The sequence below is a fragment of the Centipeda infelix ATCC 43532 genome, assembly GCF_000234095.1.
Lineage (GTDB): Bacteria > Bacillota > Negativicutes > Selenomonadales > Selenomonadaceae > Centipeda > Centipeda infelix.
Genome location: NZ_JH376798.1, coordinates 192,100 through 218,452 on the forward strand (window position 1 = coordinate 192,100; position 26,353 = coordinate 218,452).

25 protein-coding genes, 2 tRNA genes and 1 pseudogene are annotated in these 26,353 nt (G+C 57.6%); 16 read left to right on the plus strand and 12 right to left on the minus strand.

Annotated elements, in window-relative coordinates; all coding sequences use genetic code 11:
- Positions 1-126: 126 nt before the first annotated feature.
- Complete coding sequence (locus tag HMPREF9334_RS04165) at positions 127-690, minus strand: acyl-CoA thioesterase (protein WP_039957280.1); 564 nt, start codon at positions 688-690, stop codon at positions 127-129.
- A 160-nt stretch (positions 691-850) separates the two neighbouring features.
- On the opposite strand from HMPREF9334_RS04165, the gene HMPREF9334_RS04170 reads away from it, so the two are divergent.
- The 6 genes and pseudogenes from HMPREF9334_RS04170 to HMPREF9334_RS04195 all read left to right on the plus strand — a co-directional run bounded on the left by HMPREF9334_RS04170 (position 851) and on the right by HMPREF9334_RS04195 (position 6,471).
- A complete protein-coding gene (locus tag HMPREF9334_RS04170) occupies positions 851-2,608 on the plus strand; it encodes a 1-deoxy-D-xylulose-5-phosphate synthase (protein ID WP_006692250.1) in 1,758 nt (585 codons plus the stop codon).
- Positions 2,609-2,743: 135 nt separating this feature from the next.
- Positions 2,744-3,295, plus strand: a pseudogene (locus tag HMPREF9334_RS04175) (NAD(P)H-dependent oxidoreductase).
- Positions 3,296-3,437: 142 nt separating this feature from the next.
- Positions 3,438-5,195: a 1-deoxy-D-xylulose-5-phosphate synthase gene (locus HMPREF9334_RS04180; RefSeq protein ID WP_006692253.1), complete on the plus strand. Its 1,758-nt coding sequence runs from the start codon at positions 3,438-3,440 to the stop codon at positions 5,193-5,195.
- A gap of 53 nt (positions 5,196-5,248) precedes the next feature.
- Positions 5,249-5,324 (plus strand) — tRNA-Ala (locus HMPREF9334_RS04185).
- Positions 5,325-5,387: 63 nt separating this feature from the next.
- Positions 5,388-5,876, plus strand: a complete 489-nt coding sequence (locus tag HMPREF9334_RS04190; protein ID WP_006692254.1) for a pyridoxamine 5'-phosphate oxidase family protein — start codon at positions 5,388-5,390, stop codon at positions 5,874-5,876.
- Positions 5,877-6,246: 370 nt separating this feature from the next.
- Entirely contained in the window at positions 6,247-6,471 is a 225-nt protein-coding gene (locus HMPREF9334_RS04195) for a TonB-dependent receptor (RefSeq protein WP_006692255.1), read from the plus strand.
- Between the two features lie 191 nt (positions 6,472-6,662).
- Here HMPREF9334_RS04195 and HMPREF9334_RS12485 read toward each other — a convergent pair whose 3' ends face one another.
- Positions 6,663-6,812 carry a secretion protein HlyD gene (locus tag HMPREF9334_RS12485; protein ID WP_245535219.1) on the minus strand — a complete coding sequence of 50 codons (150 nt, stop codon included), beginning with the start codon at positions 6,810-6,812 and terminating at the stop codon, positions 6,663-6,665.
- 187 nt (positions 6,813-6,999) lie between these two features.
- Between HMPREF9334_RS12485 and HMPREF9334_RS04200 the strand changes: the two genes are divergently transcribed.
- Positions 7,000-7,770 (plus strand): NAD-dependent protein deacylase, encoded by a 771-nt coding sequence (locus HMPREF9334_RS04200; RefSeq protein ID WP_006692257.1) that lies wholly within the window; start codon positions 7,000-7,002, stop codon positions 7,768-7,770.
- Positions 7,771-7,908: 138 nt separating this feature from the next.
- Here the strand turns inward: HMPREF9334_RS04200 and HMPREF9334_RS04205 are convergent, their stop codons facing one another.
- From HMPREF9334_RS04205 to HMPREF9334_RS04215, 3 genes are all read right to left on the minus strand, one after another.
- Complete coding sequence (locus tag HMPREF9334_RS04205; protein WP_006692258.1) at positions 7,909-8,796, minus strand: DMT family transporter; 888 nt, start codon at positions 8,794-8,796, stop codon at positions 7,909-7,911.
- A gap of 113 nt (positions 8,797-8,909) precedes the next feature.
- Positions 8,910-8,985: transfer RNA gene (locus HMPREF9334_RS04210), tRNA-Thr, on the minus strand.
- A 102-nt stretch (positions 8,986-9,087) separates the two neighbouring features.
- Complete coding sequence (locus tag HMPREF9334_RS04215; RefSeq protein ID WP_006692259.1) at positions 9,088-9,612, minus strand: hypothetical protein; 525 nt, start codon at positions 9,610-9,612, stop codon at positions 9,088-9,090.
- Between the two features lie 138 nt (positions 9,613-9,750).
- Between HMPREF9334_RS04215 and HMPREF9334_RS04220 the strand changes: the two genes are divergently transcribed.
- From HMPREF9334_RS04220 to HMPREF9334_RS04240, 5 genes are all read left to right on the plus strand, one after another.
- Positions 9,751-10,707: a tetratricopeptide repeat protein gene (locus tag HMPREF9334_RS04220; protein WP_006692260.1), complete on the plus strand. Its 957-nt coding sequence runs from the start codon at positions 9,751-9,753 to the stop codon at positions 10,705-10,707.
- Between the two features lie 139 nt (positions 10,708-10,846).
- Positions 10,847-11,770, plus strand: coding sequence for a DUF3829 domain-containing protein (locus HMPREF9334_RS04225; protein WP_006692261.1), 924 nt, complete (start codon positions 10,847-10,849; stop codon positions 11,768-11,770).
- Between the two features lie 101 nt (positions 11,771-11,871).
- Positions 11,872-12,996, plus strand: coding sequence for a hypothetical protein (locus tag HMPREF9334_RS04230; RefSeq protein ID WP_006692262.1), 1,125 nt, complete (start codon positions 11,872-11,874; stop codon positions 12,994-12,996).
- Positions 12,997-13,361: 365 nt separating this feature from the next.
- Positions 13,362-14,036, plus strand: coding sequence for a CsgG/HfaB family protein (locus HMPREF9334_RS04235; protein ID WP_006692263.1), 675 nt, complete (start codon positions 13,362-13,364; stop codon positions 14,034-14,036).
- A gap of 73 nt (positions 14,037-14,109) precedes the next feature.
- Entirely contained in the window at positions 14,110-14,997 is an 888-nt protein-coding gene (locus HMPREF9334_RS04240) for an LPP20 family lipoprotein (protein ID WP_006692264.1), read from the plus strand.
- A 59-nt stretch (positions 14,998-15,056) separates the two neighbouring features.
- On the opposite strand, the gene HMPREF9334_RS11370 is transcribed toward HMPREF9334_RS04240, so the two are convergent.
- From HMPREF9334_RS11370 to dpaL, 3 genes are all read right to left on the minus strand, one after another.
- Positions 15,057-15,944: an abortive infection family protein gene (locus HMPREF9334_RS11370; RefSeq protein WP_050803404.1), complete on the minus strand. Its 888-nt coding sequence runs from the start codon at positions 15,942-15,944 to the stop codon at positions 15,057-15,059.
- Between the two features lie 286 nt (positions 15,945-16,230).
- Complete coding sequence (locus HMPREF9334_RS04250) at positions 16,231-16,770, minus strand: hypothetical protein (RefSeq protein ID WP_006692265.1); 540 nt, start codon at positions 16,768-16,770, stop codon at positions 16,231-16,233.
- Positions 16,771-16,816: 46 nt separating this feature from the next.
- Positions 16,817-18,016: a diaminopropionate ammonia-lyase gene (dpaL, locus tag HMPREF9334_RS04255; protein WP_006692266.1), complete on the minus strand. Its 1,200-nt coding sequence runs from the start codon at positions 18,014-18,016 to the stop codon at positions 16,817-16,819.
- Between the two features lie 286 nt (positions 18,017-18,302).
- Between dpaL and HMPREF9334_RS04260 the strand changes: the two genes are divergently transcribed.
- Positions 18,303-19,628 carry an S-layer homology domain-containing protein gene (locus HMPREF9334_RS04260; protein WP_006692267.1) on the plus strand — a complete coding sequence of 442 codons (1,326 nt, stop codon included), beginning with the start codon at positions 18,303-18,305 and terminating at the stop codon, positions 19,626-19,628.
- Between the two features lie 70 nt (positions 19,629-19,698).
- On the opposite strand, the gene HMPREF9334_RS04265 is transcribed toward HMPREF9334_RS04260, so the two are convergent.
- Positions 19,699-21,327, minus strand: a complete 1,629-nt coding sequence (locus tag HMPREF9334_RS04265; protein WP_006692268.1) for a malolactic enzyme — start codon at positions 21,325-21,327, stop codon at positions 19,699-19,701.
- 149 nt (positions 21,328-21,476) lie between these two features.
- On the opposite strand from HMPREF9334_RS04265, the gene HMPREF9334_RS04270 reads away from it, so the two are divergent.
- Positions 21,477-21,752: a GNAT family N-acetyltransferase gene (locus HMPREF9334_RS04270; protein ID WP_006692269.1), complete on the plus strand. Its 276-nt coding sequence runs from the start codon at positions 21,477-21,479 to the stop codon at positions 21,750-21,752.
- A 74-nt stretch (positions 21,753-21,826) separates the two neighbouring features.
- Here HMPREF9334_RS04270 and HMPREF9334_RS04275 read toward each other — a convergent pair whose 3' ends face one another.
- Entirely contained in the window at positions 21,827-22,261 is a 435-nt protein-coding gene (locus tag HMPREF9334_RS04275) for a flavodoxin (RefSeq protein ID WP_006692270.1), read from the minus strand.
- A 152-nt stretch (positions 22,262-22,413) separates the two neighbouring features.
- Between HMPREF9334_RS04275 and HMPREF9334_RS04280 the strand changes: the two genes are divergently transcribed.
- Positions 22,414-25,050 (plus strand): heavy metal translocating P-type ATPase, encoded by a 2,637-nt coding sequence (locus HMPREF9334_RS04280; RefSeq protein WP_006692271.1) that lies wholly within the window; start codon positions 22,414-22,416, stop codon positions 25,048-25,050.
- Positions 25,051-25,106: 56 nt separating this feature from the next.
- Here HMPREF9334_RS04280 and HMPREF9334_RS04285 read toward each other — a convergent pair whose 3' ends face one another.
- Both HMPREF9334_RS04285 and HMPREF9334_RS04290 read right to left on the minus strand, forming a co-directional pair.
- Entirely contained in the window at positions 25,107-25,421 is a 315-nt protein-coding gene (locus HMPREF9334_RS04285; RefSeq protein ID WP_006692272.1) for a type II toxin-antitoxin system RelE/ParE family toxin, read from the minus strand.
- Positions 25,418-25,627, minus strand: coding sequence for a hypothetical protein (locus HMPREF9334_RS04290; protein ID WP_050803406.1), 210 nt, complete (start codon positions 25,625-25,627; stop codon positions 25,418-25,420). The genes HMPREF9334_RS04285 and HMPREF9334_RS04290 overlap by 4 nt, the downstream gene beginning before the upstream one ends.
- A gap of 144 nt (positions 25,628-25,771) precedes the next feature.
- On the opposite strand from HMPREF9334_RS04290, the gene HMPREF9334_RS04295 reads away from it, so the two are divergent.
- Positions 25,772-26,275: a hypothetical protein gene (locus HMPREF9334_RS04295; protein WP_006692274.1), complete on the plus strand. Its 504-nt coding sequence runs from the start codon at positions 25,772-25,774 to the stop codon at positions 26,273-26,275.
- Positions 26,276-26,353: the final 78 nt, after the last annotated feature.

Genomic DNA, 26,353 nt, shown 5'->3' on the forward strand with positions numbered 1-26,353 from the left:
TGATCTCTGATCGTCGTTCTGCCAAAGCACTTTTGTCAGGCACAGCAACAATTCTCCCTCACACAAGGAAACGCAGCCCCGCGCGGAGCTGCGTTTTTTCTTTCACAATGTGCGGTATATGTACTTTTACTTCTTCACTTCTTTTGCCGTATGTGCAGTGTGCGCCGCCTTTGTCTGCTGCGCAATGGCATCACAGACGCAACCGCCCGTGGGCGTAACGGTACCGCGCTTGCGTGCCTTGTGCGCCTCGTAGCGGCGTTTGCCCTCCTCGAACGCGGCGCGTGCCTCCTCGGTGTCAAGTGTGAGCGGCGGCACGACCTTCGGTCGTGCGTTGCGGTCGAGCGCAACCATGGTGAAGTACGCCGAGAGGCCGAGCTGCGGATCGCCGCCATCGTCCAAGTCCTCGACGATAACGTTGACGGCGACCTCCATCGAGCTGTGCCCGACGTAGACAATATCCGCCGTCACAACGACGAGATCGCCGATGCGGATAGGCAGATGGAACTCAAGCTCATCCACGCGTGCGGTGACGACGTTCGACCGCGCATACCGCCGCGCCGCTGCGTACGCCGCAGAGTCCATCAGCTTCATGATCTCGCCGCCGTGCACATTCCCGTTCGGGTTCGCCTGGCTGGGCATCATGACCTCGCTGATAACGATACGGCTGTCCTTCATTTTGCATTCTTTCATTATATATCCCCCATCAAAATATCTTTTCATCGGAGTACCCACTCTACCACGCTTTGCTGAAAATAATCCGTTACATTTGCTACGCGCCTTGACATCCACGTACATTTCGGTGATATAATTCGCTCAGGAAATGGAATGCATATGGCAAAGGGGAATCTCTATGTATTTGGAAACAATCAAATCGCCCGCCGACATCAAGGGCTATACAGCAGAGCAGCGCAGGGTGCTCGCACAGGAGATGCGCGACGCGCTCCTCAAACGTGCGAGCGTGCACGGCGGTCACTTCGGCCCGGACTTCGGCATCATCGAGGCGATCATCGCCCTGCACACGGTCTTTGATTCGCCGACGGACAAGATCGTCTACGACGTGTCGCACCAGTGCTACCCGCACAAGATGCTGACGGGGCGCGTGGAGGCATACATCGACGAGGACAAATACGGCGAGGTGTCGGGCTACACGAATCCTGAGGAAAGTCCGCACGACTTCTTCAACGTGGGGCACACGTCCACCTCGATCAGTCTCGCCTCGGGACTCGCAAAGGCGCGTGACCTCGCGGGACGCAGGGAAAATGTCATCGCCCTCATCGGCGACGGCTCGATGTCGGGCGGCGAGGCACTGGAGGGGCTGAACGTCGTCGGCGAGATGGGGACGAACTTCATCATCGTGTTCAACGACAACGATCGGTCGATTGCGGAGAACCACGGCGGTATGTATCGCGAATTTCGCCGTCTCCGTGAGACAAACGGAACCGCGCCGAACAACCTCTTTCGTGCGATGGGGCTGGACTACCGCTATGTCGCGGACGGCAACGACTGCGAGGCACTGATCGCCGCATTCTCGGCGGTGAGGGACAGCGAGAAGCCCGTCGTCGTTCACATCGCAACGCAAAAGGGCAAGGGCTATAAGTTCGCCGAGGAAGATCCCGAGACGTGGCACTATTGTTCGGTATTCGACATTGAGACGGGTGCGCTGAAACATCCGTACACCGACCCGTATCAGGAGGCGACGAAGGCCTTCCTCAAGGAACAGGCAGAGACAAATCCGAACTTCGTCTTTCTCGCGGCGGGCACGATGGGCGGCATTGTCCTCAGTCCAGCAGACCGCGCGGAGCTTGGCAGTCACTATGTCGACGTGGGCATCGCCGAGGAGCACGCGGTTGCAATGGCATCGGGGCTCGCACGCGGCGGCGCACGTCCGATCTTCGGCACCTACAGCACCTTCTTTCAGCGCGTTTACGATCAGATGGCGCAGGATGTCGCGATCAACAACAGCCCCGCTGTCTTCCTCTCCGTCGGCGCGTCGCTCTACTATATGAACGATGTGACGCACCTCGGCTTCTTCGACATCCCCATCTTTGCGAACATCCCGAACCTCGTCTTCCTCGCACCCGCGAGCCTCGACGAGTACAAGGCGGTGCTGCGCTGGTCGATTGCGCAGACGAGCCATCCCGTTATGATTCGCATGCCGGTGGGCGGGTATGAGGAGAACCCCTACGACGTGCGCACGGACTACAGCGACCTGAACACGTATCAGGTCGTGCAGGAGGGCGCGGAGGTCGCTATCATCGGGGTCGGCAACTTCGCCGCTCTGGCAAGCGAGGCTGCCGCGCTGCTTGAAAAAGAGGGAATCCAAGCGACCGTCGTCAATCCGATCTTCCTCTCAGGACTGGACACGGCACTGCTCAAACGTCTCAAGGAAAAACACCGCCTCATCCTCACACTCGAGGACGGCATCCTCGACGGCGGCTTCGGGCAGAAGATCGCCGCGTACTACGGCATGGACACGCAGATCAGCGTCCGTAACTATGGGCTCTCGAAGGAGTTCCACGACCGCTACAGAGCATCCGAACTTGCGCGTGCGCACCACCTCACTGCCGAGCAGATCGCGGCGGATACGCTGAGCGCATGGAAGGGCTGACGTACAGCGTCGCTCACCGTACGCGCCGCGTCCCCGAGCCTCCCCCGCATGCGGGGGAGGGGGACCGCGTGAGCGGTGGAAGGGGCGAACCACATATCTCATTGCCGCAAACAGACGAACACAAGGGGAGATTTTATGAAGAACATACTCATCATTTCAGGACATCCCGCGCTGCGGGACAACTCATTTGCGAACAAGCTCATCATGGAGGATCTGGAGAAGCTGCTGCCCAAGGCGACATTTGACTGCCTCAGCGACCTCTATCCCGACTATCGGATCGACGTGGAGGCAGAGCAGAAGAAACTCGTCGATGCGGACATCATCGTGCTGCAGTTCCCGATCTTCTAGTACAGCATGCCCGCCCTCCTCGCAAAATGGATGGAAGATGTCTTTGTCCACGGCTTCTCGCACGGCACGACAGGCAAGGCACTCGTCCACAAAAAACTCCTCCTCTCCTTCACCACAGGTGCACCCGAGAGCGCATACGATGCGTCCTTCCCCGTGGAGGCGATGGCGGAACGCTTTGTCCGCACAGCGGGGCTCACAGGCATGGACTACGTCGGGTTTATCTACACCGGCGGGGTATCGTACAGTCTGCGTGCGGACGCAGAAAAGCGTGCAGAGATGGCTGCAGCATCCCACGCCCATGCACAGCGTCTCGTTGAAAAGATCCAATCACTCGCCTGAATACGCAACTTCATCGCGGACTGCCGTCACGAACGGCAGTCCTTTTTCGTATCTCCCGTTATTTTTTATCCAATGATGATATTTTCTTAGAATTTATGCTATAATAATGTCAACTACCACACAATAATGGAGGGCTTTACCCTTGTATCTTGAGAAGATCAACGAACCCGCAGATATACGGGGCTATACGGCGGAGCAGCGCCGCATTCTCGCGCAGGAGATGAGAGATGCGCTCATCACACGCACGAGCCTCATCGGCGGGCATATCGGTCCGAACCTCGGGATCATCGAAGCAACCATCGCACTCCACACGGTGTTTGACGCGCCGCGCGACAAGATCGTCTTCGATGTCTCCCACCAGTGCTACCCCCACAAAATGCTGACGGGACGCGTCGGCGCGTACATCAATGAGGCAGAGTATCACGAAGTCTCCGGCTTTACCAACACTGACGAGAGCGCACACGACCTGTTCAACATCGGGCACACCTCAACGGGCATCAGTCTCGCGGCGGGGCTTGCCAAGGCACGCAACCTCACGGGCGGCACGGAGAATGTCGTCGTTGTCATCGGCGACGGCGCGATGTCGGGCGGCGAGGCGCTCGAAGGGCTGAACTTCATCGGCGAGATGGGCTCGAACTTCATCATCGTACTTAACGACAACGACCAGTCCATCTCCGAAAACCACGGCGGCATGTACCGCAAGTTCAAAGAACTGCGCGAGACAAACGGCACGGCGGAGGACAACCTGTTCCGCTCGCTGGGGCTTTCCTACCGCTACGTCGCAGACGGCAACGACACGGAGGAACTCATCCGCGTATTCTCCGAGGAAAAGGACTCGAATCGCCCCATCGTCATCCACATCCATACCGTCAAGGGCAAAGGGCTGTCCTTCGCCGAAAACGATCCCGAGGGCTGGCATCGCCACGCCCCCTTTCACATCGAAAGCGGCATTGCGAAAAAGAAGTCCACCCCCGACCCGTACGCCGTCGCGACCGTGGACTTTGTCCTCAAAACGGCGAAGCGGAATCCAAACTTTGTCTATCTCTCGGCGGGCATCGTCGGCGGCATCAACCTCAGTCCCGCCGATCGCGCTGCGCTCGGCAGTCAGTACGTCGATGTCGGCATCGCCGAGGAGCACGCCGTTGCCATGGCATCGGGGCTGGCACGCGGCGGTGCGCGTCCGATCTTCGGGACGTACAGCACCTTCTTCCAGCGCGTCTACGATCAGATGGCGCAGGATGTCGCCATCAATCATAACCCTGCCGTCTTTCTGGCGACGGGCACATCCCTCTATCGTTCGACGGACGTGACACACCTCGGCTTCTATGACATCTCCATCTTCTCCAACATCCCGAACCTCGTCTATCTCGCACCGACGAGCGTCGCCGAGCACATTGCCGTCCTGCGCTGGGCGGTAGAGCAAACCGAGCATCCCGTCATGATCCGTATGCCCTACACGGGCTACGAGGAGAGCCCCTATCCCGTGCGCGCGGACTACAGCGAGCTGAACCGCTCCATCGTCGTGCGCAAGGGCAGAGATGTCGCACTCATCGGCATCGGCAACTTCGCCGCGCTCGCCTCGGAGGCGGCAGATGAGCTCGCACGCGAGGGACTGAACCCAACCGTTGTCAACCCGCTCTACCTCTCGGGACTGGATGCGGAGCTCCTCGCCTCCCTCGCCGAGACCCACAGCCTCATCCTCACCATCGAGGACGGCATCCTCGCGGGCGGCTTCGGGCAGAAAGTCGCGGCATTCTATGGAGACAAAAAGGGCGTACGCGTACGGAACTACGGTCTGCCGAAGAAGTTCTTCAACCGCTACGACCCCAACGCACTCGCGCGTCAGTACCACCTCACCGCCCCCCAGATCGCGGCGGACGTGCTGCGGGAGATGTGGTAAAAAACTGCTTGCATTTTTCCCGGCAGCGCGGTATAATATCCCCTGTCAGTCACGGGGACGTAGCTCAGCTGGGAGAGCACCAGGTTCGCAATCTGGGGGTCGAGAGTTCAATCCTCTTCGTCTCCACCATTATTGACTATGTACGGAGGAATCCATCTGGATCCCTCCGTTTTTTGGTAGGGAGGTACTGCCATGTTTCACAAAATGCGACGCACCGTTCAACAGCTGTCCTACGAGGAGGCGGAGGCAGTGCTCCTGCGTGGATCGGCGGGCGTGCTCGCCCTCACGGGCGACAAGGCATTCCCCTACGCCGTTCCCCTCAGCTACGTCTACGACGGCGAGCACATCTATTTTCACAGTGCGACCGAGGGACACAAGATCGACGCGATCCAGCGGAATCCGAATGCCTCCTTCGCCGTCATCGACCAAGACGAGGTTCTGCCCGAAAAGTACACGACAGCGTACCGCAGCGTCGTCGTCTTCGGCAGCGTCCGCATCATCGAGGGCGAATTGGAAAAGCGTGCCGCCGCCCGCAAGCTCGCCGTCAAATACGCGCCGGACAATACCGAGCAGCAGCACGCGGCGGAGATCGACGGTGCATGGAGCCGCTTCTGTATGCTCGAGATGAGCATCGCGCACATGACAGGCAAGGTCGGGAGCGCGCTGGTTGCGAAGAAGTAGGTACTCACATAAAACGAGGTTCTGTCTTGGTGACAGAACCTCGTTTTTGTTAAGGGAGTACTGATAAATTCAGCCTGTCTGTGTCAACAAATCCTCCACATAGCTCTTGCTATGCGTCCGGTTTGTCTCCTTGTTCGGACGAAAAAATCTACGCCAATCGGAAGGACTTCATTTTATCAGCGATTCCTTTATCAGCAATTCCATAAATCGGTCACGCATTGCGCGTGACCGATTTTTGATAGGAGCAACAATCCCATGTCGTCCTCAATAATGTCGTATCGGCGGATACCTTTACCTCCTTATAGATTTTCATTGACAGGCAGTATGAAATCCCGTATTCTATGAGTATGAATATCATTACCTCAACTATGTGACGGGGCTCAGCACGGCGCGCTTCACGGATGCACGCTACCTGACGCTCGATCTCGGCGTGAACTATCATGTCTCGAAGGAGTTCAAGGTCTATCTCAAGGGCATCAACCTCACCGACGAGAGCTACGAATCCATCGGTGTCACACCATCCGCCTGGGTAACCATGGGTACGTATGCCATGCCGAGCCGCCACTTTATCCTCGGCGGAACGTACAACTTCTGATTTCGTCCATCGCACACAAAACGGAGCAGATCATCATCTGCTCCGTTTTCACTTCCCCATAACGAATCTATGTGCTATAATGAATCCAGCGACTGGTGAATGTCGGTTTCCTCCCTTTGTGGGGGTGATGTGCGTGACGCTTTTTGAAAAGCTATCGCTTCTGATTGCGGCGGCAACGCTCGCGGTCAACATTACGGAATCACTGATAAATTCAGCACTGCCATCTTGACGCATCTTTTCCGCCCTGTCTGTGTCGACAAATCCTCCACATAGCCTTTGCTATGCGTCCGGTTTGTCTTCTTGACAGGACAAAAAATCTGCACCAATCTGACAGACTTCATTTTATCAGTGATTCCTTATATTTCTGATCACGAAGTAGACAGAAAAAAGAACCGTACGCGCGGTTCACGTCGGCTCCTCTTTCAAGAACATAAAATTCTGCGGAGAGACCGGCGGTTCCAATCACCAGTCGTCCTTTTGTATTCTCATTATATCGATTCACGAAAAAATTGTCAAGGGAGGTACACGATGGACACGATTGCAAGACTCAGAGAAATCCTAGCAAGCAGCAACCGTGCGGTATTCTTCGGCGGGGCGGGGATGTCCACGGAGTCGGGGATTCCCGACTTTCGCAGTGCGGGCGGCATCTACAGCGAGACGCTGCACAGGGAGTTCGCGCCCGAGCAGATGGCATCACACTCATTCCTCATGGCGCATCCCGCCGAGTTCTTCGACTTCTATCGGCGGCGGTTCGTCTATCTCTCCGCCGCGCCGAACGCGGGACACTATGCACTCGCGGAGCTGGAGCGGCAGGGACACCTCGCGGCGGTTGTAACACAGAACATCGACGGCCTCCACCAGGCAGCGGGCTCGCAGACAGTCTACGAACTGCACGGCTCGATCTGCCGCGCACACTGCACGGACTGCGGCGCACATTACGCACTCGACTACATCATGGAGCATACGCCCATCCCCTACTGCGACTGCGGCGGGATGGTTCGTCCCGACGTGGTACTGTATGAGGAGAGCCTCGACAATGACACCATCGCGGGCGCAGTCGCCGCCATCCGCGCGGCGGACACGCTCATCATCGGCGGCACCTCGCTCATCGTCTACCCTGCGGCGGGGCTCATCGACTACTTCCGCGGCAAACATCTCGTCCTCATCAACAAGAGTGAGACGAGTGCCGACCGCCATGCCGAACTCGTCATCCGCGAGCCCATCGGTGCGACGCTGCACGCAGCCCTGCCGGATGTGGGCGACATGTGCGATACGCCAAAGAGAACCCTAGTGGAGTAATCGAGGAAAGTGTACGGTATGCCCCGGCGGATTTCTTTCGTTCAAGCGTAGCGCGTTTAAGAAGTCCGCCGGTATTTGAGCATACAAGCGCGCGATCGATTACGCAACGAGGCGTTCGCGTGGCGTGCGCACAGCCGCCTATCCCGATTTCCTGCCCCGCCGTACGTTCTGCAGCAGGATTCCGCCCATGATGAGGACGAGCGCGAGGAGCGCGGCACGCGACATCTCCTCCCCGAGCGTAACGGCAGAGACGACGAGCGAGAGGAGCGGCACGAAATAGGCGAGGTTCGCGACCATCGCCGCATTCTGCGCCTGCTGCAGTGCCATCGTCCACCAGAGATAGCCGACCGCATTGATGAAGATGCCGAACCAGAGCATCCCCGCCCACTGCGTCCACGAGAGTGCGACCCACGTCTCCGCCATGAGCATCACGGACAGTGCACAGAGCGCAGTCACGCCCCACGCGACCGTCATGAGCACCGTCGCATCCACATTCCGCTTCCTATTCAGCACGCAGAACAGGCCGTAGCAGAGTGCCGCAAGCACGCACGCGAGCGCACCGAGAACGGCATTTCCATCCGCACGCCCCTCCCCGCCGAGCGTCAGCACCAGCACGCCTGAGAATGACAGGAGCAGCGCAGCGGCAGTCCGTAATGTGATCCGCTCCCCGAGGAGGAGTGCCGCAAAGAGGACGATCATCATCGGCCAGAGATAGTTGAGAATGCACGCCTCCTGCGAGGTCAGCTGCGTCAGTCCGTAGAAATAGAGCCCCGAGTAGACAAAGAGTCCGATAAAACCGAGTGCCGCCATCGCGAGGTAGCCGCGCCAATCATACGCGCGGAATACCCGCAACCCTCTGCGTACGCCCTGCTGGACGAGCAGGAAGACCGATGCGATGAGGCTGCTTAGAAAGAGTGCCTCAAACGTCGGAATCACGGTGAGGAGACTCTTTGCCATCGCCGCGAGCGTCGACCAAATCAGAACCGCACTGACGGCATAAAAATAGACACGTACCTGCCCCTGCATCGCACAACCTCCATCGACATCTGACCAATGTTCCCTACTTCTCCATATCGTGCTATTTTCCTTCACGCGCAAAAATAAAGGCTTCCGATCCCTCGGAAGCCCTTCGTTTCAAATGGAGCTGATTATAGGACTTGAACCTACGACCTGCTCATTACGAATGAGCTGCTCTACCAACTGAGCTAAATCAGCATACCGCCTCTACAGGCGATAGTGGAATTATACCCGAGCGGGGTGCTTCTGTCAACCCTGAAAATAAAATTTTTCTCTCATATGCGGAGCTGCCGGCACGAATCACGGAATCCGTGCATAGAATGCGTCTTCATAAATAGCGACACTACGATCCAGATACGCATAGTACTGCGATCTGCGCCCGTAGAACTTCATACGGTAGGCGAGGTAAAACGCGATCTCGCCCGCCGGCATCGTGATTCCCGTCTCCGCCCACGAGCCGCCCGGCGGCAGATAGTACCAGTCCATCTCCGCATCGTTCCACGCATACATCGCGCACGCATCCCAGTCATAGAGGAAGCGCATCGTGCGGACATCGGTCACCGACCCACTGCCGCCGCTGTAGAAATCATCTTCGTTCCCGATGGCACTGCGCGCAGTGACAACATTGACGGCGATGACGTACTCCGGCGGCTCGTAGCGCAGGACATTCAGCGACGAGGCATCAACGTACCATGCCGTCCCCATATGCCCATCGCAGAGGATGAAATTCCGGTCGCCGTTCAGATACGTTGGATAGTTCGCGCTCACAGTCGCAGGCAGCACGAGCATAGAGAGGCCCACGAGCAGCATGATGATTCGTTTCATCGCAAATCCCTCCTTATTATATAGAGATTCTACCGCCAAAAGAAAACTCCTTTTTGCGCGAAAAATCAATCTCCTTCTCATCCCTTCTTCACCATGCTCTAATCGCCTTTTGGAACAATACAAACAGGAGGGAATGTCATGCTGAAAAAGACTCTGCGTGCCGGATTGTGTGCGCTGATCCTTGCCATCGCCCCCAATGTCTCTGCCGCGCCCGAGATCATCGATGTGGACGGTGTCTACATGATGGGCGACAACGACGCGCCGAAGTTCGCACGCGATGCGGCGCGGGCGGAGGCGATGCGTGCCGCGACGGAGCGGGCGGGCATCTACATCGAGAGTACGAGCGAGGTGCAGGGCTATACACTGACGCGCGACGAAATCCGCACGGTTGCTGCCGCCGTCCTGCGCGTCCTGCGCGAGGAGGCGACCCCCGAGCTCGTCGGCGACGCGTGGCGTTACCGCGTTCATCTCGTCTGTTCCGTGGATACGGAGGGAATTGACCTCAAGGAACTCGCAGGCAGCAAGGCGGAGCTGGCACGTCTGACGCGGGAGCGCGACGAGCTGAAACGCGCGAACGACGCTCTCCGCGCACGCGATGCACAGCCGGATCCGACAAATGCACAAGGTTCATCGGACGGCGCCAAGTGGAACGCCATCTTTGCCGATGTGGAAGGAATGATCCTGCGCGGTGAGAACGAACACGCAGTCGCCGATCTCTCGCTGCTCCTCCAAGACCCCTCCGTGACAGATGATGTGCGTGCCTATGCCTACGTCCTGCGCGGACGCGCTTACTATGATCGTCACGCGAACGCACTCGCACGCGCCGACTTTACGGCAGCAGAGCATACGCCCCACACAAACAGTGCCTATCCCATCTGGCGGCTCTACCAGTACCGCGGACTGATCGCCTACAACGAGGGGCACTATGAGGACGCGACGAACGACCTCATGAGCGCGTGGGATGCCTCGGACAAGACGGACGACGAGCTCTGGATGAGCCTACGCCGCGCCGAGCGTCGGGCAGAGCAGGACCGCCGCCACGCCGTACGCAGGGACGGCGGCGCACGCAGTTGGAACGTCGTCATCGTCCCGTAAATACTGCGTGCTGAAAATGCACATCACACAAAACGAGCTCCTCTCGTTTTTACACAAGCGTTTTATGTGGATGTCCGCTCCGCGGCATCCATTTGTTTCACGGACGCCTATGCGCGCCCTGCATCAAAAGGAGGATTTTATGTTTTATTCCATGCGCCGCACCCTCTCTGTCCTCGCTGTCGGCGGACTGCTCTGTGCGCCCGCCGCGCTCATGACAGGCTGTTTTGGCAGCAGCAGCAAGGCAGACGATGCTGCTGCCGCCGTCTCATCCCTACTCTCGGACAACAGCGTCGAAAGCAAGGGGGAGGCACTCTCGCCCTATCTCGACGCAACGAACAACTACAACCACAACATTGTCACGTTCGACTACGCGATCTCGCCGTCCCTCAACAACCTGCGAAACGGGGGGCATGACACCTACATCTCCCTCCCGAACCTCTCACAGCTGAAAAAGGATCTTGAGGAAGCACGCGCGAATCCGAAAACCGCAGGTGTCTTCAAGGACATTGACGCGGATGCGGACGAAGTGCTCGCTCTGCTGAAGGATCTCGCACCGCTCGCGGACAAGATGGAAGCGTACTACTCCTCCAAGAGCTACATGGCGGATGGCTACGCCGAAAGCGACCGCATGGCGGCACAGTTCCTCCCGCTCTACGACAAGTTCGATGCGGCGTATGACAAGTTTGACGCGACGGTCACGGAGCATTTCAAAGAGCTGCGTGTCGCCCAGCTGGAGGAAATGCGCAAGGACGGCCGAGTGAACGCCGCCAACTACCTTGAGCTGACGATCAAGACGCGCGAACTGGTCGATATGCTCGACAAAGAAAACATTGACAAGACCGCTGCCGAGGCAAAGATCGCCGAGATGAACGACCTGTCTGCGAAGCTGACCGACGTACCCGCTCTCGGCTCCTACAAGTCGAACCTCAACCGCTTTATCGGCACGGTGCGCAGCTATCTCGCAGGACAGGCGGACGGCAACGATGTCATCGACGACTTCAACGATACCGTGAGCTCGACGGGACACCTCGATCTCGCCGATCTCGACCCCAAGAAGAAATAGTGCGGCTTCTTTCCTCTGTACGTGTGGTCATTTTTGTGGTATGATAAATATGCAGAAAACACGTGCATTCCTTTGATCAACGAAAGGAGCATCCACACGTTATGAAGAAAATTCTCATCATGCTTTTCCTATGCATGGCGTTCGCACAGACCGCCCTCGCACAGACCGTCACCGTGGACGGCGTGGGCGTTGACCGCGACTCCGCCATGCGCGACGCGGCCCGTATGGCAGTCGAACAGGTCGCAGGCATGTACATCAACTCGAATACAGTCGTGTCGAATACCTCCGTGGAGATGGACGAGATCCTCTCGCACGCGCAGGGCTACGTCCAGAACATCACCGTCATCAGCGAGTCCATGAATGGCGGTGAGTACCGCGTCCGCGCAAGCGTTGACGTGAACACCGATCCGAACTCGGCGTTCATGAAGCGTATGGATGCCGTCATGCGCCTCAGCGACCCGCGCATCGGCGTCGTCATTCTCTCGGACGATGCGGATCTCGACCACAGCTTCGACGGCCTCCCCGGCCACGACACCATCCTCGAGACAGCACTCAACGAGCGGCTTCTCACCGTCGGCTTCAAACACGTCGTCGATGTGAACCTCCTCTCGCAGTTGCAGGATTCGTCGGTACTGAACGCCGTCTATCGCGGCGACAGCCGTCTCCCATACGACGGTGATGCCTCTGCGCGCCCGATCGACTATCTCGTCATCGGACGCAGCCACGCAGAGGGCTACAAGGTGAAGCTGCCGGACAATCACGGCGGGTACGTCGAGACACAGATGTCCTCGGCACGCACACACCTCGACCTCAAGATCATCTCCTTCGGCACGAGCACGATCATCGGCACCTACTCCGTCGATGGACAGGGCGTCGAAAACAGCCCTGCGCTCGCGGCGCGCAAGTCGCGTCAAGCAGCAGCAGGCAAGGCGGCGGAGAAGCTCGAGCAGCAGTTCCTCAAAGCTGCGGCAAGCGGATTCTCGGGCATCCAGCTCACCGTCCGCGCGAATGACTTCTCCCTCGTCGAGAAGCTCGTACGCGAGCTCAAGGAACTGCGCGGCGTACAGGATGTCTACGTGCGCGGCACGAGCGCGGGCAAGACGACCATCGACATCGCCTCGGCACAAAAGCCGTTCACCATTCTCCAGATGCTCCAGCGCGAGACGGATCTCTCCATCTTCGTGGAGAGCACAAGCGACAGCGAGCTCAAGATCGCACTGCGCTGATACCGTTCCCGCATTGCAGGGGAAAGGTACACAAACAGCAAAACAAGAATCTGCCGTACGAAATCCATCGTGCGGCAGACTTTTTTTGTAAAAATTTTTCTAATCTCTGCCGCCCGTCCACTGCTTCAAAAATCGCGAAAGATCCCGCCATTACAGGCCTTACGAGAAACACGGGACTTTTTCACCTGTCATATTCTACAGTTTCAATTCGTTTTAATTTGTGTTAAAATAACAGGCGACATCCTGTATGTCGACATCCATGTACCCACGGCGGGCAGTCCGCGTGTTTTCTGCCAATCGCCATCATTCGCCCGACCGCGCGGTGCACGCAGGGAGCCATTGGATCATCGTTAAGGAGGAATTCTATGCTTAAGAAAATGATGGGCACCCTCGTCCTGCTCCTGGGGCTGACGATGGGTTCTGTCTGTCAGGCAGGACTGTACGACAATCCCACCGTCGCCATCATGCCCTTCCAGAACAAGGTGCCGGATCGGTGGGGAGGCTTCGGCGACCATGCAGGCATCGCAACCGAGGAGTTGATCACCCTCATCAGCGACCGTCCCGACGTGTTCCAAGTCTATGAACGTATCGAACTCCAAGATCTCGTGGATGAGCAGAGTCTCGGTATGACCGGACTCATCGCAGAGGACACCGCTGCCGAGGTCGGCAACCTGAGCGGTGTCGAGTACAAGATCTTCGGCGCACTCACAAACCTCTCGGCGAAAGAGGATTCCTTCGGGCTTGCTGATCTCACGGGCGGTCTGATCGGCAGTCAGGCGAGCGTCGTGGCAAATGTCTCTATTCGCGTCGTCGAGGTCTCGACGGGGCGCGTCGTCCTCGTCGGGCAGGGCAAGGGCAGCTCGAAACGAGTATCGGGCGGCATAGCCTCAGAGGGCGGCGCGTTCATGCTCGGCTCCGCGAGCGTCACCGATGAAATGGCATTCAACGCCGTCTCCAAGGCGATCAAGGATGCCGTCAACGGCAAAGAAGGACTCTTTACGAAGATGGGCGTCAACGACAAAAAGGGAAAGAAACGTTAAGGAATCCGGCAGGTGGCTCATCCAGCAGCCATCCGTTAGAACAGTTTCGTTTTCATGAAAAGGAGCGACAACAATGAAGAACCTGAAGAAAAAAGCTCTCGTCAGCGCCATTGCAGGCGTATTTGCATTTGGGGCGGGCTTCTATGCCGCACCGAACACCTCCCTCCCCTCCCTTACCATCATGCAGGCGGCTGAGGCAGCTCCGCAGTGGGAGCAGGGCACGATCACGGCGGAGGGCTTCGGCACGCCGCCGATGGGTGCATACGGATCGAAGGCAAGCATCATGGCGCGCCGTGCCGCCATCGTAGACGCACAGCGCAACCTCGCCGAGCAGGTAAGCGGCGTGCAGGTCGATGCCGAGACGACGGTCGAGAACTTCGTCATCAGCAGCGACCTCGTCAAGACCAAGGTCAGTGCCCTCATCAAGGGTGCTGTCGTCGTCGAGGAGCAGATGATGCCCGACGGCGCATACCGCGTCGTCATGTCCATGCCGATGTACGGCTCGCAGGGTCTCGCCTCGGCGATCATGCCCGCGATTCGCGACAACACGCCGCCCACCCCGCCCCCGCCGGTCATCTCTGCCACCATCACCACGCAGATCCAGATGGGCGGCACCTACACGGGGGTCATCATTGATGCGGGCGGCATGGGACTCAAGCCCAGCTTCTCCCCCGTCATCTATGACACGAACGGCCGCGCCATCTACGGTGTCAGCAACATCAACTACGATCAGGCAATCTCGCAGGGCATGGTCGGTTACTCCTCCAGCGTCTCCTCCGCACAGACCCTCCCGCGCGTCGGCGCAACCCCGCTCGTCATCAAGGCAGTGCAGGTGCGCGGCGGCAACAACTCCACCAACCCCGTCAACGTCGTCGTCAGCGTCGACGATGGCGACCGCATCCTCGCAGCAAACCAGCAGAGCCAGATGCTTATGAACGGCTCCGTCGTGTTCGTACGCTAACGGTGGTAAACGATAGGTATAAAACTCCCGAGGTCAATGACCTCGGGAGTTTTATACTCTTAAATATGACGGGTCTTGCTATTTTCCACTACTGATAAAATAAAATCCGCCATCATCATAGAAGCATTTACAAAAAGTCTGGTATGATGCTCGGCAATACGTCGTCTGCCCGAGCCAACTCCATGCGCATCACCTTCCTTATTTCTCATTTCAGTGATAGCAACTACAATGGTTCCAAGCCCAGATAACAATTTCTTAATGCGCTGATCAGTTTCATTATCGCTGTGCATATTATACAGATCCCGAACTTGCTTATATAATTTTGCAATTTCGCCTGAGCATACCGGCTTTTCTTTTTTTGCTTCAATTGCGTAAATAAACACCTCTTCCAGCATTGTGCGCGCTTTGGTAAGTGCACTGTCATAATGACTATGATCAATATCCTCCATTGCTCGAGATAGCATTCCCCTAATATATTCATGATCTATTTTTTTGATTTTAGGAGTGCTTATTTCAATTTTTCTATCGCCCCTCTTGAGAAAAATTGGGATTTTATAGTAGAGTTCCACTTCTTCCATATAAGGAGGAATCTCACTCCCCCCACTATCACAAAGAAATTCTTTCGATTTCAAAATAATTTTTTGATAGTACTCATCTACGATAAAAGCATAGGCTGTGTTTTCTAGGGCTCGCTGCAATGACTGAACCACGCGAATGGCGAGAAGCAGTTCCCTGCTATGTTCCGCCCAAAAATGTTGCCCACAATCATTCGTAGGCAGACGGCTATTCATTGCTTCATAATTTCTTGTCATCAATTCGTGCACAGTAGAAAGCACTTCCCGTAATTTACGGTGCGGAAATATTTGATACAAATCAATATATTCTAATGTTCGATATCGCTCCAGTTTCTTATATTGTACTTCAATCGTATTATCTAACGTAGACAATGCACTCTGCTCCTCTCACAAATCTTTTCGTAATATCCCAAATACTCTACATACAAATTACTCCGTGTTTTCCCGAGCTGTTCCCGCTACTCCAATATGCCCTTCTAGATCAGAAGTGTAGCAACACATGAGATGATCGATAATATTTACCCTACTCCCGATTCCATATCCATCCTCATCACACATGAAATAGAAATATAGCCTTCATTATGAAATAACGCCTCTGCACGTTTATCGTACAGAGGTGTTTTCACGTTTTATAATTCATCATCTCACTGTCCGAGGCTCATTGTGTGCGTTCAGCCTCGCACAAAGCAAGCGTCTGAGCAGAGTAATAGTAAAAGCTATAGAAAAGTTCTGCAGGAAAAACCTCATCATCCTCGTAGCGCAGTTCGTCCTCCTCCTCGTCGTAGACCTCCGACCAGAGATATTCCTCCCGAAGCAGATCGGAGAATTGCGGCAGCGGATCGGCGTGTTCCATCTCCTCACCCATATGGACACATTCCACGATCAACCGGAAATGTTCGAGCAGCCGCTCTGCAATCATCCGAGCAATTTCGTTCTCGTGCTGCGCTGCACAGGCACGCCGAAAGATCCGTACGAGAAAGATCATGGCAAACGGTGTTGCGTGCCAGAATGTCCCCTGGTGCTCCGTATTGATCGTCAGCTCGTAGAGCGCATCCTCCACTGCCACAGCGTCGTCCATCGACTCCAGCGCCGAAAAATACTGTGGAAACTTTGTCGCGCGTCCATAGGGCGTTGTCAGTCGGTGCCAGGGTACTTCATCCACGGCTACACTTTCGATATAGCGTTCGTTCTCATTCATCCTGACACCTCCAACGAAAGGCGCATCCTTGCTCCGAACATGCCCCTCAATAGCTCGGGTACAGCCCGTCCCAGACGACGCGGCGGTAGTTCGTGCGGTCGGTGTCGCCCTCGGTGGAGATGCAGAGAATGCGGGAGTCCTTGCCGAGACCGATGCGATCGCGCAGGTAGTCGAGGCTGCGGTTCTGCATGAGCTCTGCGACGAGCCCCGTGGTGACGGCGCCGCTCTCGCCCGAGACGACGCGCGGATCGTCGTCCAGCGGGTTGCCGAGGATGCGCATCCCCTTCGCCGCGACCCACTCGGGCACGGAGACGAAGTGATCGGCATAATCGCGCAGGATCTCCCATGCGATCGGGTTCGGCTCTCCGCAGGAGAGCCCCGCCATGATGGAACTGATCTCGCCCGTCACGATATGCCGCTCGCCGTCGCTGGCAGCAGCCGTGCGATAGATGCAGTCTGCGCGGTTCGGCTCAACGATGGTGATGACGGGACGCTGCGCTCCATGATGCGCGGCAAGATAGCCCGTGACTGCCCCCGGCAGCGAGCCGACCCCCGCCTGCAGAAAGATGTGTGTTGGCATGTCGTCGTATTGCTTCATCGCCTCATGTGCGAGCGTGGTGTAGCCCTGCATGATCCAACGCGGGATCTCTGTATAGCCGTCAAACGCCGTGTCCTGCACGAGCACCCAGCCGCGCTCCTTCGCGAGATTCGCTGCATGGCGCACGGTGTCATCGTAGTTGTACGTTGTAAACGATGCCTCCGCACCGAGCCCACGGATGTTTGCCAGACGCTCGGTCGAGCTGCCCTTGGGCATAAAGACATGAGCAAACAGCCCGAAGATCTTCGCCGCCCATGCGATGCCGCGTCCGTGGTTGCCATCCGTCGCCGTCACAAGCGTGACCTTGCGCAGCTGTTCGCGGTACTCCGGCTTCGTGAGGTTCTCGTAGGTCATCTCGCTCTCGGAGAGTCCGAGACGCTGCGCGAGATAGCGTGCGACCGCGTAGCTCGCCCCGAGCCCCTTGAACAAGTTCAGCCCAAACCGCCCGCTCTCATCCTTGACTGCGATCCGTCCAAGTCCGAGCCCCGCCGCAAGACATTTGAGATCGGCAAGTGGTGTCGGTACGTAGTCCGGCAGCTCCTGATGGAACGCAACCGCACGCGCCGTCACACCGGAGTCGAACGCGGTGACATCCGATCGCGTACCGTCAGTATGCGCGAGATGTACCGCCTTAATGGATTCGTTCATCGTAGATTCCTCCCTACAATCATTGTTTCATAATTTACTTTCATTATAGCACACACACAAATCATTGGTAAGAATCACAAAATATATTTTTTCAGATATTTATTCGCTTTTCTGACTCTTTGTTGACAATTACTTTCGCACCTCGTATAATAAGATTTGATTTCAATATTAGCGGACAGGAGACAACACCGCAGACACAGTGCATTGCATTGGAAACATAGGTATGTCTCCTCCCGCAGATGTAAGGCACGGATTCATTTCGTGCCTTCAGAAGGAGGAATTCCCCATGAAGAAAACTCTGGTATCCGCACTCAGTGCGGCACTCGTCATCGGCGCAGCGTCGACGACGTTCGCGGCGGCAAATCCGTTCAGCGATGTACCGCGCGACCACTGGGCGTATGACGCTGTGACGCAGCTCGCCGCCGACGGTGTGGTCGAAGGCTACGGCGACGGCACGTATCGCGGCGACCGCAACATCACGCGCTATGAGATGGCGCAGATGACGGCAAAGGCGATGGCAAAAGACGATATGTCCGCATCGGACAAGGCACTCGTCGACCGTCTCGCTGCGGAGTTCGCGGATGAGCTGAACAACCTCGGCGTACGCGTGTCGAACCTCGAGAAGCACGCCGATATGGTGAAGTGGGAGGGCGTGCTCGAATACACCTACACGAGCTCCCGCTTTGAGAACTCTGCACGGGACATGAAAAGTGGAAAAAACCGCAAGAAGGTCAACTCAGACAACCTGCTCTTCCGGCTTGAGCCGACGGCAGAGGTCAACGACCACTGGTCGGTACACGCGCGTCTTGAGGCCGAGACCAAGATGAACAAGGATGCCGCATGGGATGTCACTGAGGACAAAGCCTCCTCGGACGACAGGGTGTCGCTCAAACGCGCATGGGCAGAGGGCGACTACACAAACTTCAACGTGAAGCTCGGTAAGATGGAAATGCTCTCGGCAGAGGCGTATGCAAAGCCGGGTGCGATTATCTTCGACCGTGAATTCTCGGGTGCGGAGGTCACCTTCGGCAAGGACGTCCAGTTCAAGCTGCAGGCAGGCCGCATGAGCAGCGATGAGATTCAGAGGGATAAGGCAGCAAACTATCAGGGTGCAGAACTCCAGTACAACGGACGCTTTACGGCAGGGGTCGGTTACTATCGCCTCAAGGCGGAGGACTTCGACGCGATGCTTAAGAACAAGAAGCAGACCATGCAGATCTGGGGTGTAAATGCCGCCTATCGCTTCGACAAGAACAGCTTCCTCTCGGCAGCGTATGCACACAGCAAGGACTTCCATATGGTCTTGGCAGATTCCATGCCCAACAAGTCCTATCAGATCACCTACGAGTACAAGGGAGCAGAGCCGGAGGACAAGGGCTCGTGGGGCGCATACGTCTCCTATCGTCAGCTTGCCGGGGCCTCCGTTGAGCCGACTGGAGACGGCGCCATGGAGGGAACGCGCGGCATCGAGCTCGGCACGGAGTACACGCTCTTCCCGAACGTCGTCCTCTCAGCGAAGTACTTCCGCGGCAAAGACCTGTACGCAAAATACCTCGGGATAAATCAGGACAAGGCTTCGAAACTCTTCGGCCGCGTCGAGTTCTTCTTCTGATCTTTACGGCATCGGAACGGCAAAATCCCCCTGCATCCATATTTGGGATGCAGGGGGATTTCTCAATGCGTCAGTATTCCGCCTTCCAGACCATTTCCTCGACAGCGGCCTTTACATCCGCGACCGCGCGTCGGTTCAGTCCCTGCTTCACGGCACACTCCGCAACGGCAACAGCGACGGCGGCAGAGAACTCAATGAGGCGCGTAACGGGCGGAATGACGGCAGCGCCCTTTGCCTCGGGCGTAAGGAATGCGCCGAGTGAATGCGCCGCGGCCGAGATCATCTCATCGGTCACGAGCTTCGCATCGACGGCCATGCTGCCGAGGCCGAGTCCCGGATAGATAAGTGCGTTGTTCGCTTGTCCGATCTCGTAGGTCGTTCCTCGGTAGGAGACCGGATCACGCGGAACACCGGTCGCAACCAACGCACGCCCGTCCGACCAGCGAATGAGGTCCTCCGCTGTTGCCTCGGCAAGCTCCGTCGGATTGCTCAGCGGAAAAACGATCGGACGATCACACCACGATGCCATCGCTCGCACGATCGTCTCCGTGAACGCGCCCGGCATTGTCGACGTGCCGACAAGGATGGTCGGCTTTACCGCCATCACGGCGGCCGTGAGCGTCGTGAGCGAATCCGCATGGTCGAACTCGCTGCGTTTTCGCGCGAATGGCTTTTGCTCCGGCGTCAGGTCGCCCATGTCGTCAAAGAGGAGGCCCTGCTTGTCCACGAGGTAGAAATGCCCGCGCGCCTCCTCCTCGCTGAGCCCCTGCTCGACCATCTCGCGGCAAATACGGCTCGTGATGCCCGCGCCCGCCGTCCCCGCGCCGAAGCACATGTATCTCTGCTCCGTGAGCTTCTGCCCCGTGATCTTCATCGCGCCAAGGAGTCCTGCGAGCGTGATGATGCCCGTCCCCTGACAGTCGTCGTTGAAGACTGGATAGGTCTTCTGGTACCGGCGCAGAATCGGCGCGGCGTTCGGCCGTCCAAAGTCCTCAAAGTGGAGATAGAGGCGTGGGAAAAGCCGCTCCGCCGTCTGCACAAAGGCATCGATGAAGTCGTCGTATGCCTTGCCCCGCACGCGTTCGTGACGATTGCCGAGGTAGAGCGGATCCTGCAGGAGGCTCTCGCGGTTCGTCCCGCAGTCGAGCATGACCGGCAGCACCGACGCGGGGTTAATTCCCGCTGCTGCGGTATAGACCATCAGCTTCCCGACGGCGATATCGGCACCGTTCGTCCCCCAGTCGCCGATGCCGAGAATGCCCTCTGCGTCCGTTGCAACGATGAGACGGATCTCCCGGTCGCCCGCCGCCTGCCGCAGCGTCGTCTCGACCTCCTCCGGATGATCGATCGAGAGATACGCTGTCTCCTGCGGATTGATAAACTGCTCGCTGTACTGCTCGATGCTCTCAGCGATCACGGGATCGTAGACGATCGGCATGAACTCTGCGATATGCTGACGGAACACATAGTAGAACAGACGGCGGTTGCGGTTGAACACATCCATCAGGAAGCGGCGCTTCTCGATCCCCGAGCTCTTGCGTTCCATCTGCTGATAGATGCGCTGCGCCTGCTCCGCAATCGTGTCAACATGCGGCGGCAGGAGGCCCGTAAGTCCAAACTGTGCGCGCTCGTCGGCACGGAACGCCGTCCCCTTGTTTTGGAACGGATCGCTCAACAGAGCATACCCTTTCTTGTCCATATTTTCTCCTTTCGCTGACAAAATTTACCTGCATTCGGTATTCGAGAAAAGCCCTCCGATTTCCTGCTGTGCACAATTTATAATCTGCTGCCGCATACTGGACAGGCACATTCCTCATGCGTTACAATACGGGCAAAGGAGGCATCGCCATGCAGATCGTATTTGAAGCGGAACAGCCCCGCAGTGCGGCCTATGACAAAAAAAAGCTCGTCGGCGTCGCTGAGATCGAGGACACGCACGGATGCTGGGTCATCACACATACCGAGGTTGACCCCGCCTACGGAGGGCAGGGCATTGCCCGCCGCCTCATCGAGGAGATCGTCGCCGAGGCGCGCCGTGCGGGGAAGAAGATCGTCCCGCTCTGCTCCTATGCAGAGAAGATGATGCGCGGCAGGGAGGAATATACCGACGTGCTTGCAGACTGAGTACAATCCATTCGACAAAAACGAGACTGCTGCATCAACGTGCAGCAGTCTCGTTTTTTATCGATATATTTTTCTCAGCCGACCGCCTTTGCCATCGCCTCACCGAGTGCCGTGCACGCAGCGAGCGCATCATCGTCGGGCTCGTTCTCACAGGTCACGCCGTCCGCGACCATCGTCGCCCCTGCATCCTTCGTGCGCTGTGTCCACGTCTCCATGAACGCGCCGCCGCCCCAGCCATACGAGCCGAACAGACCGACCTTCACGTCCTTTAGCTGACTCTCCGCCTCAGCGAAGAACGGCTCGAACTCGCCCTCGTCGAGCTCCTCTGTACCGCAGGCGGGACAGCCCATAAGGATCCCATCGTAGTCCGCGATGCGGTCAGCGGAGAAATCGCCGACGCGGATGAGCTCGCCCTCCGCGCCGCCCTTCGCAACCCCTTCCATGACCGCGTTCGCCATCGTCTCGGTATTTCCCGAGCCGCTCCAAAATACAACTGCAACCTTTGCCATGTAAAATCCTCCTTTGGATGATTTGCTTTTGCTTCTTCGATGATAACACTTCTCATATTTCAACGCAATATTTTTTGAAATTTTTTCTCATTACTATTTGTGCTTGACAGGAATGTTATACTGTAACAAAAAACATTCAACAAAGGCAGTCTATGAAAAAAGAAACATTCAACGTAATGGGCATGACCTGCTCGGCGTGTTCGGCGCGCGTGGAACGCGCCGTAAAGAAGATGGAAGGGACGGCGGAGGTCTCCGTCAATCTCCTGACGAATACGATGACGCTTGCCTATGACGCAGCAGTCACAAGCCCCGCCGCGATCATCGCCGTGGTCGAGGACGCGGGCTACGGCGCGAGCATCAAGGGCGCGGGGGGCGCACAGGCAGCCCCGCAGAGTGGCAGCGCAGCGGATGCGGGGGCGGATGCCGCAGAGAGGGCGACGCGTGCCATGCGGTCGCGGCTTCTCACGTCCATCCTCTTCCTCCTGCCGACGATGTATCTTGCGATGAGCCCGATGCTCGCGATGTGGGGCGTGCCCTACGCGGCGGGATTCAAAGCTGTGTTCTGGGGGGCGGAGAACGCGCTGACGTTCGCACTCGCGCAGTTCGTGCTCATTCTTCCGATCATGTATGTGAATCGTCCATACTATGTCAATGGATTCCGCAACCTCCTGCACGGTGCACCGAATATGGATACGCTCGTCGGGATTGGCTCGATGGCATCTGCGCTGTTTGGTGTGTTCGCGATGTTCCGCATGAGCTGGGGGCTGGGGCACGGCGATCTCGCACTCGCGGCGGAGTACAGCACGAACCTCTATTTCGAGTCGGCGGGTATGATCGTAACGCTTATTACGGTCGGTAAATACCTCGAAGCGCGGGCGAAGGGGCAGACGACGGGCGCACTCCGCGCCCTCATGCAGCTCGCACCCGCCGAGGCGACGGTCGTGCGCGGCGGTGTGGAGCAGGTCGTACCTGTGGCGACGCTCGTCCTCGGCGATATGGTCATCGTGCGTCCCGGCGCACGCATCCCCGTGGACGGGACGGTGACGGACGGTGCGACGAGCATCGACGAATCCGCCGTGACGGGCGAATCCATGCCCGTTCCGAAAACGGAGGGCGACTCCGTGACCTCGGGGACGCTGAACGTCGAGGGGACGATTCGCTTCACCGCAACGCGCGTCGGTGAGGACACGACGATCCGTCAACTCATCCGTCTGGTGGATGATGCGAGCGGGTCAAAGGCACCCATCGCACGCCTTGCCGACCGCGTCTCGGCGGTCTTTGTCCCCGTCGTGATTGCGATTGCCCTCACGGCGGGCGCGATCTGGCTCATGATGGGGGCGACGGTGGAGTTCGCGTTTTCCATCACGATCTCGATTCTCGTCATCTCCTGCCCCTGTGCACTGGGGCTTGCAACCCCCGTTGCGATCATGGTCGGCACGGGGCGCGGCGCGGCGCACGGCATCCTCATCAAGTCGGGCGAGGCATTGGAGACGGCGGGGAACATCAGCGCGGTGCTGATGGACAAGACGGGCACGCTCACCGAGGGTCGCCCGCAGCTCGTCGGCATCCGTCCCGTCGGGATGGATGCCGATGCGCTTGCCGCACTGGCGGCCGCGCTTGAGCAGGGCAGCGAGCACCCGATTGCGGCAGCGATTACGGGCTATGCTGCGGAAAAGGGACTGACCGTTCCCGCCGCTGCGGATTTCGCGGCGGTGTTCGGCAAGGGTGTGCGTGCGCGTGTGGCGGGCGTGGACTGTGCGGCGGGCAATGCGGCTCTCCTCGCAGAGCTCGGCATCCCGCTCGCGGACGCGGTTGAGACGGCGCGGGCGGAGATGGCAGAGCGCGGCGAGACGGCACTCATCGTCGTACGCGCGGGGCGCGTTGTCGGCCTCCTCGGCGTGCGCGATGCGGAGAAGCCGACGAGTGCGGCGGCGGTCGCGCAGATGAAGGCGATGAACCTCATGCCCGTCATGCTGACGGGTGACGACGAGCGCACGGCACGGGCGATTGCCGCACGACTCGGCATCACGGAGGTGATTGCGGGTGTTCTCCCTGCGGACAAACGCGCCCATGTAGAGCGTCTGCAGCGCGAGGGACACCGCGTCGCCATGATCGGTGACGGCGTGAACGACGCGCCCGCACTTGTGCAGGCGGATCTCGGCATCGCCATCGGCGCGGGCACGGATGTCGCCATCGACAGCGCAGATGCGGTGCTCGTGCGGAGCGACCTCCTCGATGCTGTGAGCGCGATCCGTCTGTCGCGCAGTGTCATGCGGAACATCAAGGAGAACCTCTTTTGGGCGTTCTTCTACAACGTCATCGGCATTCCGCTCGCGGCGGGCGTTCTCTATCCCGCCTTTGGCATCAAGCTCTCGCCCATGATTGGCGCGGCGGCGATGAGCCTGTCAAGCGTCTGCGTTGTGCTGAACGCGCTGCGCCTGCGCCTGTTCGCCATCGAGCACGCGCCCGCGGCGGAGACGGCGCACACGCGCCATGAGGTCACGGTAAGCCCCATCGCCTCTGCGGTGGATGAGATACATGAAGAAACGGCGGATACTGCCGCCGCACAGGGAAAGGAAGATTTTACCATGGAAAAGACCATCAATGTCAAGGGCATGACCTGCCCGCACTGCGTCAAGCACGTCACGAAAGCACTCAGCGGTATGGATGGTGTCAGTGATGTGAACGTTAACCTCGAAGCAGGTACGGCGACCTTCACCGCCGCCCGCGACATCCCCGACACGGAGCTTGCCGCCGTCCTCGACGATGCGGGCTACGAGCTGGGTTAAGCTACATTTGCAATCAAAAACGCTCATGCGAGAGAAGTTCTGCATGAGCGTTTATTTTATATGATGTTTTCGATGTCTCTGCCTGCGTAAAAAATACGGAGAACCGTGACCGTCGCCCGATCCTCATTCACGCGATAGAACACATAGTAATTGTCCACAGGCACTTTATGAACCCCCATTGACATCCACGGCTCCCAATCGACCGTTGGATGTCTGTGGGGAAATCTGTCCAGTGTGCGGACAGCACGACGAATCCGCGTTGTCTGATGCTGCGCCGTCTCTTCCGCCTGTAACTCCAATGCAATATAGCGATAAACTGCCCGCAAGTCCTCATAGGCGGCGGGAGAATACTGCACGCGATAACGGCTCATCTGCCAAATTCCCGCGCCAGTGCCGCATCCACCTCGTCCGGTGTCATTCCATTGCCGTCATGCAGGGAATCCACGCCCTTTGCAAGTTCGCAGTCCAATGCTGCGCGGGACATTCCGCCAATGGCGACGGGTCTTTTCGTGGGCGGCATCACATTCCATCCCTCCGCAGATTCCGTCTGATGACAAAGTGCGGCTGCATTCAACATATCTGTCACCATCCTTTCATTTCTATTCTAGCATCTTTGATGCACACTGACAACTAAAACCAAAAATCACACACGAGTAGAGGAAAAGCCTCTCTCCTGTCGAATAAAACAATCGTATCATTGTGGAAGGAAAGGTAATGCCCTATGAAAAAAATGATTCCACTCGTTATCGCCGCATGTGCCCTCATCGTCTGCACTCCGCCGAGTGCAGCTCTGGCAAAGCCGTTCCCGATCTACGACTATTTGCAGAAGATCGAGAATACAGACTGGATCGTCGCCGAGACGCTGCGCTGGACACCCGAGTCGGGCGCGAACCTCAAGGGGTACTATGTGTTTCGCGATGTGGATGTCCGCGTTGTCACCGTGGGCGGACACAGGATCATTCAGCTGCCTGTCCACATCCTGCGCGGGAAGAATCTGAAGCATTTCAGCAGATTCCTCTTTTCGGTCGACCCAAAAAATCAGCTTTGGGGTACGGACAACCCGATTAAATGGGAGAAAATCGACGATTTTGCGCCACAGCACAAGCCCTTTGATCCCGTAACGCAGAAATGGGCGGTGGACTTCTCCGGAATGGCGCAGATGGTCATGCAGCACGTCAAGTTCGACCGTCCTGATCTCTATCAGCAGCTTGATGTGACATGGTAAATGCCCTCCATACAGCGGGAAACGTCCATGTGCGCATGGACGTTTTTCTATGCACATAAAGAAAAGTATCCTCACATA